Raw genomic sequence first — 15,601 nt, forward strand, 5'->3', positions numbered from 1 at the left:
GGAAGACACAAATAAAAACAGGGCCGAAGCCCTGTTTTTTTAACTTAGCCGACGGTAAACCGCCGTTAAGCGAGACAACTTAGAACTGGTACACCAGACCAACAGCTACGATATCGTCGGTAGCGGTGCCGGTTGCTTTGGTGAACTCGTTGTCATCCAGCAGGTTGATTTTGTAATCAACGTAGGTGGACATGTTTTTGTTGAAGTAGTAAGTGGTACCAACAGAAACATATTTAACCAGATCTTGGTCAGAACCTACGCCTGGGACGTTCAGGTTTTTACCTTTAGACTGCAGGTAAGACACTTCTGGACGCAGACCGAAGTCGAACTGGTACTGAGCAGTCACTTCGAAGTTCTGAGTTTTGCTCGCGAAGCCACCGCACTTGTCATCGGTAGCTGCACAGCCTGCACCGAAGTTACCGCCGCCGAACGGGGTCATGTTACGGGTTTCTGCGTACATCGCCGCCAGGTAAACGTTGTTGGCGTCGTATTTCGCACCCACGGTCCATGCATCAGCCTTGTCGCCACGCTCGTTGGAACGCAGTTTCTGATCGTCGGTACGGTTGGAGGAAGCGTATGCAGCGCCGAAGCTTACGCCTTCGCCGATGTCATAAGTAGAGGAGATACCCCAGCCGTCGCCGTTTTGTTTCTTGACGTTACGACCGTCGTTCTGGTTTTTGCCCTGGTATTGCAGAGCGAAGTTCAGACCGTCAACCAGACCGAAGAAGTTGTTGTTACGATAGGTCGCAACGCCGTTGGTACGGCCGGTCATGAAGTTGTCGGTGTAGGTGTAGGTGTCGCCACCGAACTCTGGCAGCATATCGGTCCAGCCTTCCACGTCGTACAGTACGCCGTAGTTACGGCCGTAGTCGAAGGAGCCGTAGTCAGCGAATTTCAGACCGGCGAAGCCCAGACGGGTTTTGGTGCCTTCGGTGCCCTGAGATTCGGAGTGGTTAGCCTGGACGTTGTATTCCCACTGGCCGTAACCGGTCAGTTGGTCAGTAATCTGAGTTTCACCTTTGAAGCCGAAACGAACATAGGTCTGATCGCCGTCGTTACCTTTGTCGTCGGAGAAGTAGTGCAGACCGTCAACTTTGCCGTACAGATCCAGCTTGTTGCCGTCTTTGTTGTAGATTTCAGCTGCGTTTGCTGCACCAGCAGCCAACAGAGCCGGGATAACCACTGCAAGAATGTTGCGCTTCATCATTATTACCCTCATTGGTGTTATTCGGACACCTTTGCCACTGCCGCCAATAATTCTTTGGGAACTATTGTTGATAGATTGGTGTCGTCCTGTGTCTGAACGCAGTGTTCCATTCACAGGCGGGTTAATCTAGGACGAAAATGATACCAATGTCCCAATCAGGTTGCAAAAGGAAAGTATGTGTAACCAAATGTAATTTTTCGGGAACTTTGTGACGTGCGTCAATATTAAAAAATGCGAAAGGCCAGCGAGGCTGGCCTTTGTTTTGTAACGAAATCGTTTAAAAAACGAGTGATCGTATAAATTAGAAGCTTGCGTTACGTGGCGTGCGTGGGAATGGAATCACATCGCGCACGTTTTGCACGCCGGTGACATAGGCGATTAAACGTTCAAAGCCCAGGCCGAAACCGGAATGCGGCACGGTGCCGTAGCGGCGCAGATCGCGATACCACCAGTAGTCTTCTTTATTCAGACCCATCTCTTCCAGACGCTGATCGAGCACGTCGAGGCGTTCTTCACGCTGCGAGCCGCCGATGATTTCGCCGATGCCCGGTGCCAGCACGTCCATGGCTGCAACGGTTTTGCCGTCTTCGTTCATGCGCATATAGAACGCTTTGATGTCTTTCGGGTAGTTTTTCACCACCACCGGCGCTTGGAAGTGTTTCTCCGCCAGATAACGTTCATGTTCGGAAGAGAGATCGATACCCCAGGAAACCGGGTTTTCGAAGGTTTGGCCCGAGGCCAGCAGGATCTCAATGGCGTCGGTGTAGTCCACCTGGGCGAAATCGGAAGAAACGAAACGCTCCAGACGAGCGATAGCGTCTTTATCCACGCGCTCGGCGAAGAATTTCAGATCGTCGGCGCGTTCATCCAGCACCGCCTGGAACACATACTTCAGCATGCTTTCGGCCAGGCCGGCAACGTCGTCCAGCGTCGCGAAGGCCACTTCTGGCTCGATCATCCAGAATTCCGCCAGGTGGCGGCTGGTGTTGGAGTTTTCGGCGCGGAAGGTTGGGCCGAAGGTGTAAACCTTCGACAGCGCGCAAGCGTAGGTTTCGCCGTTCAGCTGGCCGGAAACGGTAAGGAAGGCTTCCTTACCGAAGAAGTCTTCGCTGAAGTCGACGGCGCCCTTGTCGGTGCGCGGCAGGTTTTCCAGGTCCAGCGTGGACACGCGGAACATCTCGCCGGCGCCTTCGGTATCGGAGGCGGTGATCAGCGGGGTGGACACCCAGAAATAGCCATTTTCATGGAAGAAGCGATGAATCGCCTGCGCCAGCGTATGACGCACGCGCGCCACGGCGCCGATCAGGTTGGTACGCGGGCGCAGGTGAGCCACTTCGCGCAGGTATTCGATGCTGTGACGTTTGGCCGCCATCGGGTAAGTGTCCGGATCGTCGACCCAGCCGACCACTTTGATCGCGGTAGCCTGCAGTTCGAAGCTCTGGCCTTCGCCCGGTGAAGCGACGACTTTGCCGGTGACTTCAACCGAACAACCGGTAGTCAGATGCAGCACTTCATCCTGATAATTCGGCAGAGAATTATTAACGACGGCCTGTAACGGATCAAAGCAGGAACCGTCATAGACGGCCAGGAAGGAGATACCAGCTTTTGAATCTCTCCGGGTACGTACCCAGCCGCGTACGGTGACTTCACTGTCAACCGCAGCACGACCTTGCAGTACGTCGACTACAGGCACTACGCTCATAGATTTCTCTCTTTAATAATTTGGTTTAGAAATAGCTTACAACCCAAGAATATGGGGGTAATGGCTATGTTACTTGCCGCGGTGCAGAGCACAAGCAGAAATCATCGGATTGGCGCAACATTTATTGCGGCTGACTGAAAAGAGGGCGGTCGGGATAAAAACAAAAAAGCCGGCGCGTGAACCAGGCCGGCTTTCTTTCTATATAGAGGCGGTTCAGCTGGCTTTCTTCACCAGCGGCAGATCGAAGGCTTTGCGCAGGGCCCTGACGAAGGCCTGGTCCTGGCAGATGGTCTTGCCGGGGCTGTCGGAGAGTTTAGCCACCGGCTTGCCTTTGCATTCGACCAGCTTGATCACGATATTCAATGGCTTAACGCCCGGAATATCGCAGGTCAGGCGCGTGCCGATACCGAAGCTGAGATTGATGCGCTGATAGAAGTGGCGATAGAGCGCCAGCGCTTTTTCCAGATCCAGGTTGTCCGAGAACACCAGCGTTTTGCTCATCGGATCGATGCCCAGTTTCTGATAGTGGGCAATGGCTTTCTCACCCCACTCGACGGGATCGCCAGAATCGTGGCGCAGCCCCTGATAACGCTCGGCGAACTGCGGGCCGAAGTCGCGCAGGAAAGCATCCATGGTAATGCAGTCGGTGAGCGCGATGCCGAGCTGATCCGGGTATTCATCCAGCCAGGCCTGCAATGCGGCGCGCTGGCTGTTGGCCAGCACCGGGCTTATCTGCTGATGCGCCTGGAACCATTCATGCGCCTGCGTGCCGACCGGCGCCAGGCCGAGCTGATGAGCCAGATCGTAATTGCTGGTGCCCGACAGGTACGGGAATTCGGCCTGCAAGGTGCTGACGATGGCCTGCTGCACGCCCTGAGAGAAACGGCGACGGGTACCGAAGTCCATCAGCTTGAAGCGTGAAAGGTCCAGATCGCCCGCCAGCGCCTTGAACTGCGCCAGCTTGGTTTGCAGATGTGCCACCGCCTGTTCCGGCGTCGCCAGCGGCGAGCGCCGGCGGTGCACCACTTCACTGATCACCGCCAGCAACGGCACTTCCCACATGATCACTTCACGCCAGGGGCCGGCGATGCGGATGTGCAGTTTGCCGTCGCGGTTGTCGATGGTGACCTGCTGCGGATCGTAGCGGAACGTGCGCAGCCAGTTCAGGTAATCCTGACGGAAGAAGGGCAGACCCGAAAGATAAGCGAATTCGGCGTCGGTCAGCGCCAGCCGGCTCATCAGCGCCACCTGCGCGCGGATCTCGTCGGCATATTCGCCCAACAGTTCGTCGCCGCGGCAGCGGAATTCCGCCGCCACGCTGATCGCGGGATAGCGATGGAACACTGCTTGCTGCATATGAAGCTTATAAGCATCGGTATCAAGCAGTGATGTCAAAATCGGGGAAGCGTATTGAGTCATAGCGCGTTACAGCATCCTCGTCAGGCGCGTGTCCAAATCCGGATAATCATAAAAGTGGGGGTGGAGTATACCCGGATTATCCTGTTATTGAAGCTGCATCACACCATAAATCACCAAAGCGGGTCGAGGATTAAACGTGCCTTTATGACGGCCTGGCGGCGACGGGGAGAAAAAAAAGCCAGATATGCCTGTAAGGTGAATGACTTACCCTAATTAGTCATAAAAATTATAATGTTAATTATTTTAAACAGCGAATCAGATAAAGCCGGCTTCGGTATGCACGCTGACCCGATCCTTGCCGCTCTTTTTGCAAAAATAGAGCGCTTCGTCTGCCTGTTTGATCGCCGCCTGCAGTGCGGTGAACGCGTTGACCGGCGCGATGCCGCAGCTGGTGGTGAAATGCACTTGCCGTCCGTCGGCCAGGTGTAGCGTCAGGCGATGAGTGCGGGCGCGCAATTGCTCCATGATGTCCCGCGCGTTGTCCAACGAACAGTTACCCAGCAGCACCGCAAACTCTTCGCCGCCGTAGCGGCAGAAAATGTCGCTGGCACGGAACGCGCGTTGCAGCAGGTGTCCGAATGCCACCAGCGCCCGGTCGCCCACGTCGTGGCCGTAGCTGTCGTTGAGCTGTTTGAAGTTGTCGATATCGATCAGGCAAAAGGCCTGCGGGTAGCTGCCGTCGCCCAGCAGCTGAGATTCAAGGAAGAATTTACGACGGTTGTAGATATTGGTGAGCGGATCGAGGAAGGAAGAGGCCTCGAGCTCTTTAATCAGCAGTTGTTTCTCGCTCTCCAGCGAGACCTTGTCCAACTGGTATTGCCTGAGCTGCTGAATGGCGTCGCTGATGGCGATCAGTTCCTGGCTGTAGAAGGCGTCGTTGCGATCGATATTCATCTCACCGCGCGACAGCCGTACGATATTGTTGTGGGTCTTGGTCAGCCAACGGTTGATGCTGGTGCAGAACACCAGCGCCGGCAAAATGAACAGCAATACCACCAGGCCGGCAAGTGCGATCATGCCGTAAATGGTCGTCTGGCTGTCGTAAATCTTGTGGCGCGAGGCGAGGGTTTCCAATTCGAAGCTGCGCTGATACAGCGCCTGCGAAAGCCCGCTCACATCGTCGACATAGCGCGAGATAAGCGCTGTGGGATAGGGCTTGTGGGTATCGATAGCGGTGTACAGCCCATCGGTAATCTGTTGAAGGCGTTCAGCGGACACCTGGGCGAGTAACGCATTGACGATGTCGGTGATTTGTCCATCGTCGTAGTTGATCTTCATGAAGATCAATCGGGTGCTCAGGGCGTTCAGCACGCCGGTCAGTTGAATGGACTTCAGATAGGCGTCTTTGCGAACCAGCGGGCTTACATTGACGTCGATAATCTGATCGCTCAATTCCGTCAGTGACATATTCAGCCGATTATTGAGACGGATGGCCTCGAGAAACATAAAGGAGTCGGTATCCACCATCCGGGTATCGTAGGTATAACGGTAATAGCTCTTGCTGGTTTGCGAGATGTAATAGGCGCTGTTGATGTTGAACAGATTAGCGTTGGTGTTATTGATCTGCGAAAGCTGCAGGTTGTCATTATCCAGCAACTGTTCCATCAGGCCGATCATCGACAGCGCAGCAATTTTTTGCCGAACCCCGAGCTGTCTGGCGACCTCATCGTCCAGATGTTCGCGGATCCGGGTGATTCTCGCGCGCGCCACCCGATCGGCGGCCAAACATTGCGCGCGGGTGATCTGAGGATCGATCAGGCTCAATCGTTTGAGACGGTGAGCCTGCAGCGCCGCCTGGAAGGCTTCGGAGATTTCTTTGGCGCGATCAATTTTGTACAGGTTGAGTTGGTTGTCGCGGTAATCGGTATGGGCTTCAAGCAGCTCATCGATAATGAACAGAGAGAAGGAGGTCATCAGGCACAGGGTAAAAAAATAGATTGCGTATTTGATTTTCATAGTGCGAGTCATCCCTGGGCCTGATGCCGCAATTATACCACCATGCCGCCTGAGCCGCCTCAACTATGCCGGCGCCCCCCGATGGTGGTTTTTTAGCATTAAATGCTGATTTTTATTTGGCCATTGGTCACCCGCGCTGCCGCCAGACGGACGATTTATGATTTGCCTCTGATTTCTCTATCGTGGTCGCCCGGCGGCTCTGGGCTTTTCGGCCAGCTGTGATACAGTTTATTCACAATTCAGGCCCGCCGCGCGCTGCCGGGAAACACACCGGCTGCGGTACGAAGGGGAAGAGCGGCCTGGCACCTATAACTCACTGAGATGTTTAAGGGTTTTTATGACACAACAGCCACAGGCAAAATACCGCCACGACTATCGCGCGCCCGATTACACCACGACCGATATCGATTTGGACTTCAGTCTGGACGCGGAAACCACGCGCGTGACCGCCGTCAGTAAAATCAAACGTCAGGGCACGGCCGGTGCACCGCTGGTGCTGGATGGTGAAGATCTGACGCTGGTGAGCATTCAGGTCGACGGCCAACCGTGGAGTGCCTACCGTCAGCAGGATAACCAGCTGATCATCGATGAGTTGCCGGCACAATTCACTCTTACCATCGTCAACGACATTCACCCGGCGAAAAACACCGCGCTGGAAGGGCTGTACCTGTCCGGCGATGCGCTGTGCACGCAATGCGAAGCCGAAGGCTTCCACCACATTACCTATTACCAGGATCGCCCGGACGTGCTGGCGCGCTTTACCACCCGCATCGTGGCCGACAAGGCGCGCTATCCGTTCCTGCTGTCAAACGGCAACCGCATTGGCCAGGGTGAATTGGCCGATGGCCGCCACTGGGTGCAATGGCAGGATCCGTTCCCGAAACCTTGCTACCTGTTCGCGCTGGTGGCGGGGGACTTCGACGTGCTGCGCGACAGCTTCACCACCCGTTCCGGCCGTAAGGTCGCACTGGAGCTGTTCGTCGATCGCGGCAATCTGGATCGCGCCGACTGGGCGATGACGTCGCTGAAGAACTCGATGAAGTGGGACGAGACCCGCTTCGGTCTGGAATACGATCTCGACATTTATATGATCGTGGCGGTCGATTTCTTCAATATGGGCGCGATGGAGAACAAAGGGTTAAATATCTTTAACTCCAAATATGTGCTGGCGAAGGCGGAAACCGCCACCGACAAGGATTACCTGAACATCGAAGCGGTGATTGGCCACGAATACTTCCACAACTGGACCGGTAACCGCGTGACCTGCCGAGACTGGTTCCAGCTCAGCCTGAAAGAGGGGCTGACGGTGTTCCGCGATCAGGAGTTCAGTTCCGATCTGGGATCGCGCTCGGTCAACCGCATCGATAACGTGCGCGTAATGCGCGGCGCGCAGTTCGCCGAAGACGCCAGCCCGATGGCGCACGCCATCCGCCCGGACAAAGTGATCGAGATGAACAACTTCTACACCCTGACGGTGTATGAAAAAGGTTCTGAAGTGATCCGCATGATGCACACCCTGCTGGGGGAAGCGAACTTCCAGAAAGGAATGCAGCTCTATTTCGAACGCCATGACGGCAGCGCCGCCACCTGCGATGACTTCGTGCAGGCGATGGAAGACGCGTCCAACGTGGATCTGTCGCGCTTCCGCCGTTGGTATAGCCAGTCCGGCACACCGCTGTTGACGGTGCGCGACGAGTACGATGCGGAAACCCAGCAATATCGCCTGCATGTCAGTCAGAAAACCGCGCCGACCGCCGATCAGCCGGAGAAATTGCCGCTGCATATCCCGCTGGATATCGAACTGTACGACAGTGAAGGCAACGTCATCCCCTTACAAAAGGGGGGGCTGCCGGTCAACAATGTGCTGAACGTCACCGAAGCGGAGCAGACTTTCGTGTTCGACGGCGTGGCGCACAAGCCGGTGCCCTCGCTGCTGCGCGAGTTCTCCGCACCGGTGAAACTGGACTATCCGTACAGCGATCAGCAACTGACCTTCCTGATGCAGCACGCACGCAATGAATTTGCGCGTTGGGATGCGGCACAGAGCCTGCTGGCGACCTACATCAAACTGAACGTGGCGCGGCACCAGCAGAAGCAGCCACTGTCGCTGCCGCTGCACGTGGCCGATGCGTTCCGCGCGGTGCTGCTGGACGAAAAACTGGATCCGGCGCTGGCGGCGCAGATCCTGACCTTGCCGTCGGAGAACGAAATCGCCGAGCTGTTCGCCACTATCGATCCAGAAGCGATCGCCGCGGTGCACGAAGCGATCGTACGCTGCCTGGCGCGGGAGTTGGCCGATGAGTGGCTGGCGGTGTATCACGCCAACAAGACCGACGGCTACCGCGTGGAGCATGGCGAGATCGCCAAGCGCGCCTTGCGTAATGTGTGCCTGGGCTATCTGGCGTTCGGCGAAGATGTGGTGCTGGCGGACCAGCTGGTGAGCGAACAGTATCGCCAGGCGGACAACATGACCGACTCGCTGGCGGCGCTGTCTGCTGCGGTCGCGGCCCAGCTGCCGTGCCGCGATGCGCTGCTGGCGGCGTTCGACGAGCGCTGGCATCAGGATGGCCTGGTGATGGACAAATGGTTCGTGCTGCAGGGCAGCAGCCCATCGGCAGACGTGTTGAGCAAGGTGCGCGCGCTGCTGCAACACCGCTCGTTCAGCCTGAGCAACCCGAACCGCACCCGTTCGCTGATCGGCGGCTTCGCTTCCGGCAACCCGGCGGCGTTCCATGCCGCGGACGGCAGCGGCTATCAGTTCCTGGCGGAGATCCTCAGCGATCTCAACCAGCGCAACCCGCAGATCGCCGCGCGCCTGATTGAACCGCTGATTCGCCTGAAGCGTTACGACGCGGGCCGTCAGGCGCTGATGCGCAAGGCGCTGGAACAGTTGAAAGGGTTGGAAAACCTGTCCGGCGATCTGTACGAGAAGATCAGTAAGGCGCTCGACGCCTGATCTTTTCACGCTGATATAGATAAGGGACGGCCTGCGCCGTCCCTTTTTTCGTTCAATTCGCCGCCTGGCGTGAGCTGGCCGCGGTGACCGGCGGTGATAATACCCGCTCCAGCACTTCAGCTTCCAGTTCCGCCAGCCTGGCCGAACCTTTGCGGCGTGGCCGCGGCAGATCGATGCTCAGATCCAGTCCGATGTGGCCCTCTTCAATCAGGATCACCCGATCCGCCAGCGTGATGGCTTCGCTGACGTCGTGCGTCACCAGTAGTACGGTAAAACCGTGCTGTTGCCACAGTGTCTCTATCAGCCCTTGCATCTCGATGCGCGTCAGGGCATCCAGAGCCCCGAGCGGTTCGTCCAGCAGCAGCAGGCGGGGGCGGTGGATCAGCGCGCGCGCCAGGGCGACCCGCTGCTTTTGTCCACCGGACAGCGCCGCCGGCCAGTCGCGGGCGCGATCCGCCAAACCGACCGCGTCCAGTGCCTGCAGCGCCGCGTCGTGCCAGTGGCCGCGCAGCCCCAGGCCCACGTTGTCGATCACCGTTTTCCACGGCAGCAGGCGCGCATCCTGAAACATCAACCGGGTATCCTCTTTGGCGGCGGCAAGCGGCGCGTTGCCGCTGAGCAGCGCGCCGCTGCTGGCCTGTTCCAGGCCGGCTAACAGGCGCAGCAGGGTGCTCTTGCCGCAGCCGCTGCGGCCGACCACCGCCACGAACTGCCCGGCGGAAATGCGCAGCTGAATATTGTCCAGCACCGTGCGGTTGCCGTAACGTTTGCCGATGGACTCCAGCGTCACCGGCGTGCCTTGTGCAAGGCGAGCGGGAAGGGTCATAGCGCTTCTCCCTGTTTCAGTTGATAGGCCGGATGCCAGCGCAACCAGACGCGCTCAAGCAGCTGCGCGCCCACGTCCGCCAGTTTGCCGAGCAGGGCGTACAGCACGATCGCCACCACCACCACGTCGGTTTGCAGAAATTCACGCGCGTTCATCGCCAGGTAGCCGATGCCCGAATTGGCCGAGATGGTTTCGGCGACGATCAGCGTCAGCCACATGAACCCGAGGGCGAAACGCACGCCGACCATAATCGACGGCAATGCGCCCGGCAGCACCACCTGCGTGAACAGGCGAAAACCGCTCAGACCGTAGCTGCGCGCCATCTCCAGCAGGCCGCGATCGATGTTTTTGATGCCGTGATAGGTATTGAGATAAATCGGGAACAACGTGCCGAGCGCCACCAGAAAGATCTTGGCGGATTCATCGATGCCGAACCACAGGATCACCAGTGGGATTAGCGCCAGGTGCGGCACGTTGCGGATCATTTGCACCGAGCTGTCCAACAGGCGTTCACCCCAGCGCGACAGCCCGGTAATAAAGCCGAGGATCAGTCCGATGCTGCCGCCGATGCCAAAGCCGATCAACGCGCGCTGGCTGCTGATGCTCAGGTGCTGCCACAGTTCGCCGCTTTGGCTCAGGCGCCAGAAGGCGGCGAGCACCGCGCTCGGCGCCGGCAAAATGCGGTTGGACAGCCAGCCGGTTTCGACGGCGACTTGCCAGATGATCACCAGCGCCAGCGGCAGCGCCCAAGGGGCCAGCCGGTAAAGGATGCGTTGCGCGTTCTTTGCCATCGGGGCGCTCCTCAGCTCTGCGACACTTTTTGCGGAACATAAATGTTGGCCACCACTTCGCCCTGCGGGCGCACCGGCTGAAGGCGCGCAGGCGTTTCTTCCTGCGCCAGATCGAGGTGCGGAAACAGCAGTTCGCCGACGCGGTAGGCCTCTTCCAGATGCGGATAGCCGGAGAGAATAAAGGTGTCGATGCCCAGATCGGCGTATTCCTGCATGCGTGCGGCGACCGTCGGGCCATCGCCCACCAGCGCGGTGCCGGCGCCGCCGCGCACCAGGCCGATGCCGGCCCACAGGTTCGGGCTGATCTCCAGGTTGTCCTTCTTGCCGCCGTGCAGCGCCGCCATGCGCCGTTGGCCGACGGAGTCGAAGCGCGCAAAGGCCTGCTGCGCGTTGGCGATGGTTTCCTCATCGAGGTGGGCGATCAGCCGATCGGCGGCGCGCCAGGCCTCTTCGGTGGTTTCCCGCACGATGACATGCAGACGGATGCCGAAACGCACCTGTCGGCCCTTCGCCGCCGCTTTGGCGCGTACTTCCTCGATCTTCTCTTTGACCTGCGCCGGCGGCTCTCCCCAGGTGAGGTACATTTCTACCTGCTCGGCGGCCAGATCCTGCGCGGCGGCGGAGGATCCGCCGAAATAGAGCGGCGGGCGCGGTTGCTGCACCGGCGGGAACAGCAGCTTGGCCCCTTTCACCTGAATATGCTTGCCGTCGAAATCGACGGTTTCGCCTTCCAGTACCCGGCGCCAGATATGAGTGAACTCGGTCGAGGCCTCGTAACGCTCTTCATGACTGAGATGTAACCCCTCCGCCGCCAGCTCTTCCGGATCGCCGCCGGTGACCAGATTGAACAGCGCGCGCCCGTTGGACAGGCGATCCAGCGTCGCCGCCTGACGCGCCGCCAGCGTAGGGGAGATGATGCCCGGCCGCAACGCGACCAAAAATTTCAGCCGCTGGGTGACCGGGATCAGCGAGGCGGCCACCAGCCAAGAGTCTTCGCAAGAGCGACCGGTGGGGATCAGCACACCGCCGAATCCCAGCCGATCCGCCGCCTGGGCGATCTGCTGCAAGTAACCGTGATCGACGCTGCGAGCGCCCTGCGCGCTGCCAAGATAGTGGCCGTCGCCATGGGTGGGTAAAAACCAGAAAACGTTCAGGCTCATCGTCAATGTTCCCCCGTATTTATTGCGCGCTTGGGCGCCAGATGCGTTGCGAGATGTCGACCTTCACCGGCACCAACCGGTTGGCGTAAAACAGGTCGGCGGTTTGCTGCTGCGCGGCGATCGTATGCGCATCGAGCGGTGTGATGGCGGTCGGAGGGCGGTGATCCAGATAGCTGGCGATCACCGGTTCCGGCAGCCCCATGGCGTTGGCCAGCAGGGTCACGCTTTGCGCCCGGTCGCTGCGGGTGAGTGCATCGGCCTGGGTTAGCACCGTCAGGACCTGGCTGATAAAGGCGCCATTGGCTTCGACATAGGGGCGCGCCGCCAGATAGAAGGAACCGGTCTGATTCAGATCGGTGCCGTCGCCGAGCACCCGCACGCCGCCCTGCAGCAGCGCGGCGGAATAATAAGGATCCCAGATAGCCCAGGCATCGACGTTGCCCTGCTGGAATGCGGCGCGCGCATCGGCGGGCGTCAAATAGGCGGGCTGGATATCCGTAAATTTCAGTCCGGCCTTTTGCAGCGATCGCAGCAGCAGGTTATGTGAGCTGGATCCTTTCTGGAACGCGACCTTATGGCCTTTCAGATCGGCGACGGTTTTGATCGGGCTATTTTCCGGCACCAGGATTACTTCGGCCTTCGGTTTGGGCGGCTCAACGCCGACATACAGCAGATCCGCGCCGGCGGCCTGCGCAAAGATCGGCGGAATATCACCGGTGCTGCCCAGATCGATGCTGCCGACGTTCAAGGCCTCCAGCATCTGCGGGCCGGCGGGAAATTCAATCCAACTGATGCGGGTGGCGGGGAAGCGTTCCTCCAGCAGCCGGTGGCTTTTCGCCAGCACCAGACTCACCGATCCTTTCTGGTAACCGATGCGAAATTGCGCCGGATCCTGCGCGACGGCGGCGTTGGCCCAGACCAGCGACAGCAGGCCGGTGAAGGCCGCGGCGCTCAGCCAACGTCGCAAAGCGTTGCGTTGTTTCATTCAGGCCCTCCTTTTCCAGGCATGTCAGGCGGTTTGACGCGCCGTCAGCGGCGAGGCGACGCGCAGCGCGGGCGGTTTGCGGCGGCCAAGCGCCAAATAGAAACTGGCGAGCGCCTCTTCCAACCGGGCGGCCACGGCGTCGGTGAGCGTGGCGCTTTCGCCGGTCAGTTGGATCTGGCTGTCGTCGGCGAACACGCCGTGCAGCACCTCTTGCGCTTTCAGCGCCGCCAGCACCGGTTTCAGCGCATAGTCCACCGCCAGCATGTGGCCGACGGAACCGCCGGTCGCCAGCGGCAGCACCACCTTATGATCCAGCGCGCGTTCCGGCAGCAGGTCCAGCAGGGTTTTCAGCGCGCCGGAGAACGACGCTTTATAAACCGGCGTGGAAATCAGCAGGCCGTCGGCCTGCGCCAGCTGCTCGGCAAACGCCTTGATCGCCGGACTGTTGAAGTTGGCGTACAGCAGGTCTTCGGCGTCAAAGTCGTGCAGGGTATAGGCCGTCACTTCCACCCCTTGCTGCCGCAGCCAGTTCTGACTCAGCGAGAGCAGCGCGGCGGAACGTGATGGGATACGTGGGCTACCGGCCAGTGATATAACGCGCATTGCCACTCCTTATAACTAAAAGTTAGGTTTAATTAGAAAATCAATGGGAAGTGTTTTAAACCTACCAGCAACCGGGCGCGTTGTTTAAATCTCATTTTTTGATTTGGATATGCGCAAAAGCGGATTGGCGCCGATTTGGCGGTGAAGTGGGAAAACGATTGCGTAAAAACGGCTTTTTTTGCCTTTAATCAATTCCAATTAGGCGGGGGATACCGGATAATACGCCCCCGGTTTGCAACCGGGAAATCAGGAGAGTCCATGTACTACCCCCTCATCAGGAAAGCGTTGTTCCAGCTCGATCCGGAGCGCGCGCACGAAGTGACCTTTCGTCAGCTCAGCCGTATTACCGGCACCCCATTAGCGTTTCTTGTCCGTCAGTCCGTGCCGACCAAACCGGTCAGCTGCATGGGGCTGTCGTTTAAAAACCCGCTGGGATTGGCCGCCGGTCTGGATAAAAACGGCGAATGCATCGATGCGTTCGGCGCGATGGGCTTCGGCCATGTGGAAGTCGGCACCGTGACGCCGCGTCCGCAACCGGGCAACGACAAGCCGCGCTTGTTCCGCGTGGTTGAGGCGGAAGGCCTGATTAACCGCATGGGGTTCAATAACCATGGCGTGGACAATCTGGTTGAAAACGTTAAGAAATCCCATTTCGGCGGCATTCTTGGGATCAATATCGGCAAGAATAAAGACACGCCGGTCGAGCAGGGAAAAGACGATTATTTGATCTGCATGGATAAAGTTTATCCGTATGCCGGATATATCGCGATTAACATCTCTTCACCGAATACGCCGGGGTTACGATCCTTACAGTATGGCGAAGCGTTGGACGATCTTTTGGCTGCGATTAAAAATAAGCAGCAGGAATTACATGCGCGCCATCACAAATATGTGCCGGTAGCGGTAAAGATCGCGCCGGATCTTTCTGAAGAAGAATTGATCCAAATTGCCGATAGCCTGGTGCGGCATAATATCGATGGCGTGATCGCCACCAATACCACGTTGGATCGAAAATTGATCCAAGGGCTGAATTACTGCGAACAAGCGGGTGGGTTAAGCGGGCGTCCGTTGCAATCACGCAGCACCGAAGTGATCCGTCGCCTCTCCACCGAACTGCAGGGGCGCTTGCCGATTATCGGCGTAGGCGGCATTGATTCGCTGACGGCGGCGCGCGAAAAAATGGAGGCCGGCGCGAGCCTGCTGCAAATTTATTCCGGATTTATCTATCACGGCCCGCGTTTGATTAAAGATATCGTTACCCATATCTAATATTTTTCCTCTCATTTTATTCCGGGGGTTTATTTCTGCCCCCGGCTCGTCTATATTTTGTTCGTTAGCATAAATATCGTTCGCGGAATTATCCGATGTTTAAGCTATTTTATCGGTGATAAAATCGCCTTTTAGGGTGAGTGCGGCATTGGCATAGGCAGCGAGAAGGATACGAAATGAAGATAAAACCTGACGATAATTGGCGTTGGTATTTTGATGCCGAACACGATCGGCTAATGCTGGATTTAGCTAATGGTATGATCTTTCGTTCACGTTTCCCGGCCAAAATGTTAACGCCGGACGCCTTTGATGAATGCGCTTTTTGCGTGGATGACGCCGCCCTTTATTTCACCTATGAAGAACAGTGCAAGCAGGTCAAGCTGAGCCATGAACAGCGCGCCGAGCTGGTGTTGAATGCGCTGGTCGCCTATCGCTTCCTGAAACCGCTGATGCCAAAGAGCTGGCATTTCTCGCAGCAGCATTACCCGCTGCAGCCGAAAAATGGCGAGCTGGCGGCGGTGAAAGTGATGGAGAGCGGCGCGGAAGCGCGCCTGCTGGTGGTGGAGGCCGGGGATAACGCCAGCCTGTGCCTGCTGGCGCAAAATCAGCTGACGGTCGCTGGCCGTACCATGGTATTGGGTGACGCCATCAAGGTGATGCACGATCGGCTGAAACCCTGCGCGCAGGATGAAAGCGCCGCCCCGGCTTACGACAGGGCGGTATAAGG

Annotated in this window: 12 protein-coding genes; 3 read left to right on the top strand and 9 right to left on the bottom strand. The window is 57.9% G+C overall.

Features of this window, described 5'->3' with window-relative positions; translation table 11 throughout:
• Nucleotides 1-79 precede the first annotated feature (79 nt).
• The 4 genes from ompC to ACSJLU_RS08620 all read right to left on the bottom strand — a co-directional run bounded on the left by ompC (nucleotide 80) and on the right by ACSJLU_RS08620 (nucleotide 6,284).
• Nucleotides 80-1,207, bottom strand: coding sequence for a porin OmpC (ompC, locus tag ACSJLU_RS08605; RefSeq protein ID WP_043137642.1), 1,128 nt, complete (start codon nucleotides 1,205-1,207; stop codon nucleotides 80-82).
• 301 nt (nucleotides 1,208-1,508) lie between these two features.
• A complete protein-coding gene (gene asnS, locus ACSJLU_RS08610; protein WP_004928205.1) occupies nucleotides 1,509-2,909 on the bottom strand; it encodes an asparagine--tRNA ligase in 1,401 nt (466 codons plus the stop codon).
• A gap of 213 nt (nucleotides 2,910-3,122) precedes the next feature.
• Complete coding sequence (gene pncB, locus ACSJLU_RS08615) at nucleotides 3,123-4,328, bottom strand: nicotinate phosphoribosyltransferase (protein ID WP_043137639.1); 1,206 nt, start codon at nucleotides 4,326-4,328, stop codon at nucleotides 3,123-3,125.
• Between the two features lie 255 nt (nucleotides 4,329-4,583).
• Entirely contained in the window at nucleotides 4,584-6,284 is a 1,701-nt protein-coding gene (locus ACSJLU_RS08620) for a GGDEF domain-containing protein (RefSeq protein WP_342093766.1), read from the bottom strand.
• Between the two features lie 337 nt (nucleotides 6,285-6,621).
• Between ACSJLU_RS08620 and pepN the strand changes: the two genes are divergently transcribed.
• Complete coding sequence (gene pepN, locus ACSJLU_RS08625; protein ID WP_025302295.1) at nucleotides 6,622-9,240, top strand: aminopeptidase N; 2,619 nt, start codon at nucleotides 6,622-6,624, stop codon at nucleotides 9,238-9,240.
• A 52-nt stretch (nucleotides 9,241-9,292) separates the two neighbouring features.
• On the opposite strand, the gene ssuB is transcribed toward pepN, so the two are convergent.
• The 5 genes from ssuB to ssuE are packed head-to-tail and all read right to left on the bottom strand — an operon-like array spanning nucleotide 9,293 to nucleotide 13,605.
• Nucleotides 9,293-10,066 (bottom strand): aliphatic sulfonates ABC transporter ATP-binding protein, encoded by a 774-nt coding sequence (gene ssuB / locus ACSJLU_RS08630; protein ID WP_025302296.1) that lies wholly within the window; start codon nucleotides 10,064-10,066, stop codon nucleotides 9,293-9,295.
• Nucleotides 10,063-10,857, bottom strand: a complete 795-nt coding sequence (gene ssuC, locus ACSJLU_RS08635) for an aliphatic sulfonate ABC transporter permease SsuC (RefSeq protein WP_033650683.1) — start codon at nucleotides 10,855-10,857, stop codon at nucleotides 10,063-10,065. Before ssuC ends, ssuB begins: the two co-directional genes overlap by 4 nt.
• A gap of 11 nt (nucleotides 10,858-10,868) precedes the next feature.
• The gene (gene ssuD, locus ACSJLU_RS08640) at nucleotides 10,869-12,017 is read right to left on the bottom strand and encodes an FMNH2-dependent alkanesulfonate monooxygenase (protein ID WP_025302298.1); all 1,149 of its coding nucleotides are present in this window, start codon (nucleotides 12,015-12,017) and stop codon (nucleotides 10,869-10,871) included.
• 19 nt (nucleotides 12,018-12,036) lie between these two features.
• Entirely contained in the window at nucleotides 12,037-13,002 is a 966-nt protein-coding gene (locus tag ACSJLU_RS08645; protein ID WP_049295343.1) for a sulfonate ABC transporter substrate-binding protein, read from the bottom strand.
• Nucleotides 13,003-13,026: 24 nt separating this feature from the next.
• On the bottom strand, nucleotides 13,027-13,605 hold the full coding sequence (gene ssuE / locus ACSJLU_RS08650; protein ID WP_043137622.1) for an NADPH-dependent FMN reductase: 579 nt from the start codon (nucleotides 13,603-13,605) through the stop codon (nucleotides 13,027-13,029).
• A 258-nt stretch (nucleotides 13,606-13,863) separates the two neighbouring features.
• On the opposite strand from ssuE, the gene pyrD reads away from it, so the two are divergent.
• Both pyrD and ACSJLU_RS08660 read left to right on the top strand, forming a co-directional pair.
• On the top strand, nucleotides 13,864-14,874 hold the full coding sequence (pyrD, locus tag ACSJLU_RS08655) for a quinone-dependent dihydroorotate dehydrogenase (RefSeq protein ID WP_019454516.1): 1,011 nt from the start codon (nucleotides 13,864-13,866) through the stop codon (nucleotides 14,872-14,874).
• Nucleotides 14,875-15,050: 176 nt separating this feature from the next.
• Nucleotides 15,051-15,599: a cell division protein ZapC gene (locus ACSJLU_RS08660; RefSeq protein WP_004928171.1), complete on the top strand. Its 549-nt coding sequence runs from the start codon at nucleotides 15,051-15,053 to the stop codon at nucleotides 15,597-15,599.
• Nucleotides 15,600-15,601: the final 2 nt, after the last annotated feature.

Origin of the sequence: Serratia bockelmannii (assembly GCF_051803255.1) — a bacterium.
Classification (GTDB): domain Bacteria; phylum Pseudomonadota; class Gammaproteobacteria; order Enterobacterales; family Enterobacteriaceae; genus Serratia; species Serratia bockelmannii.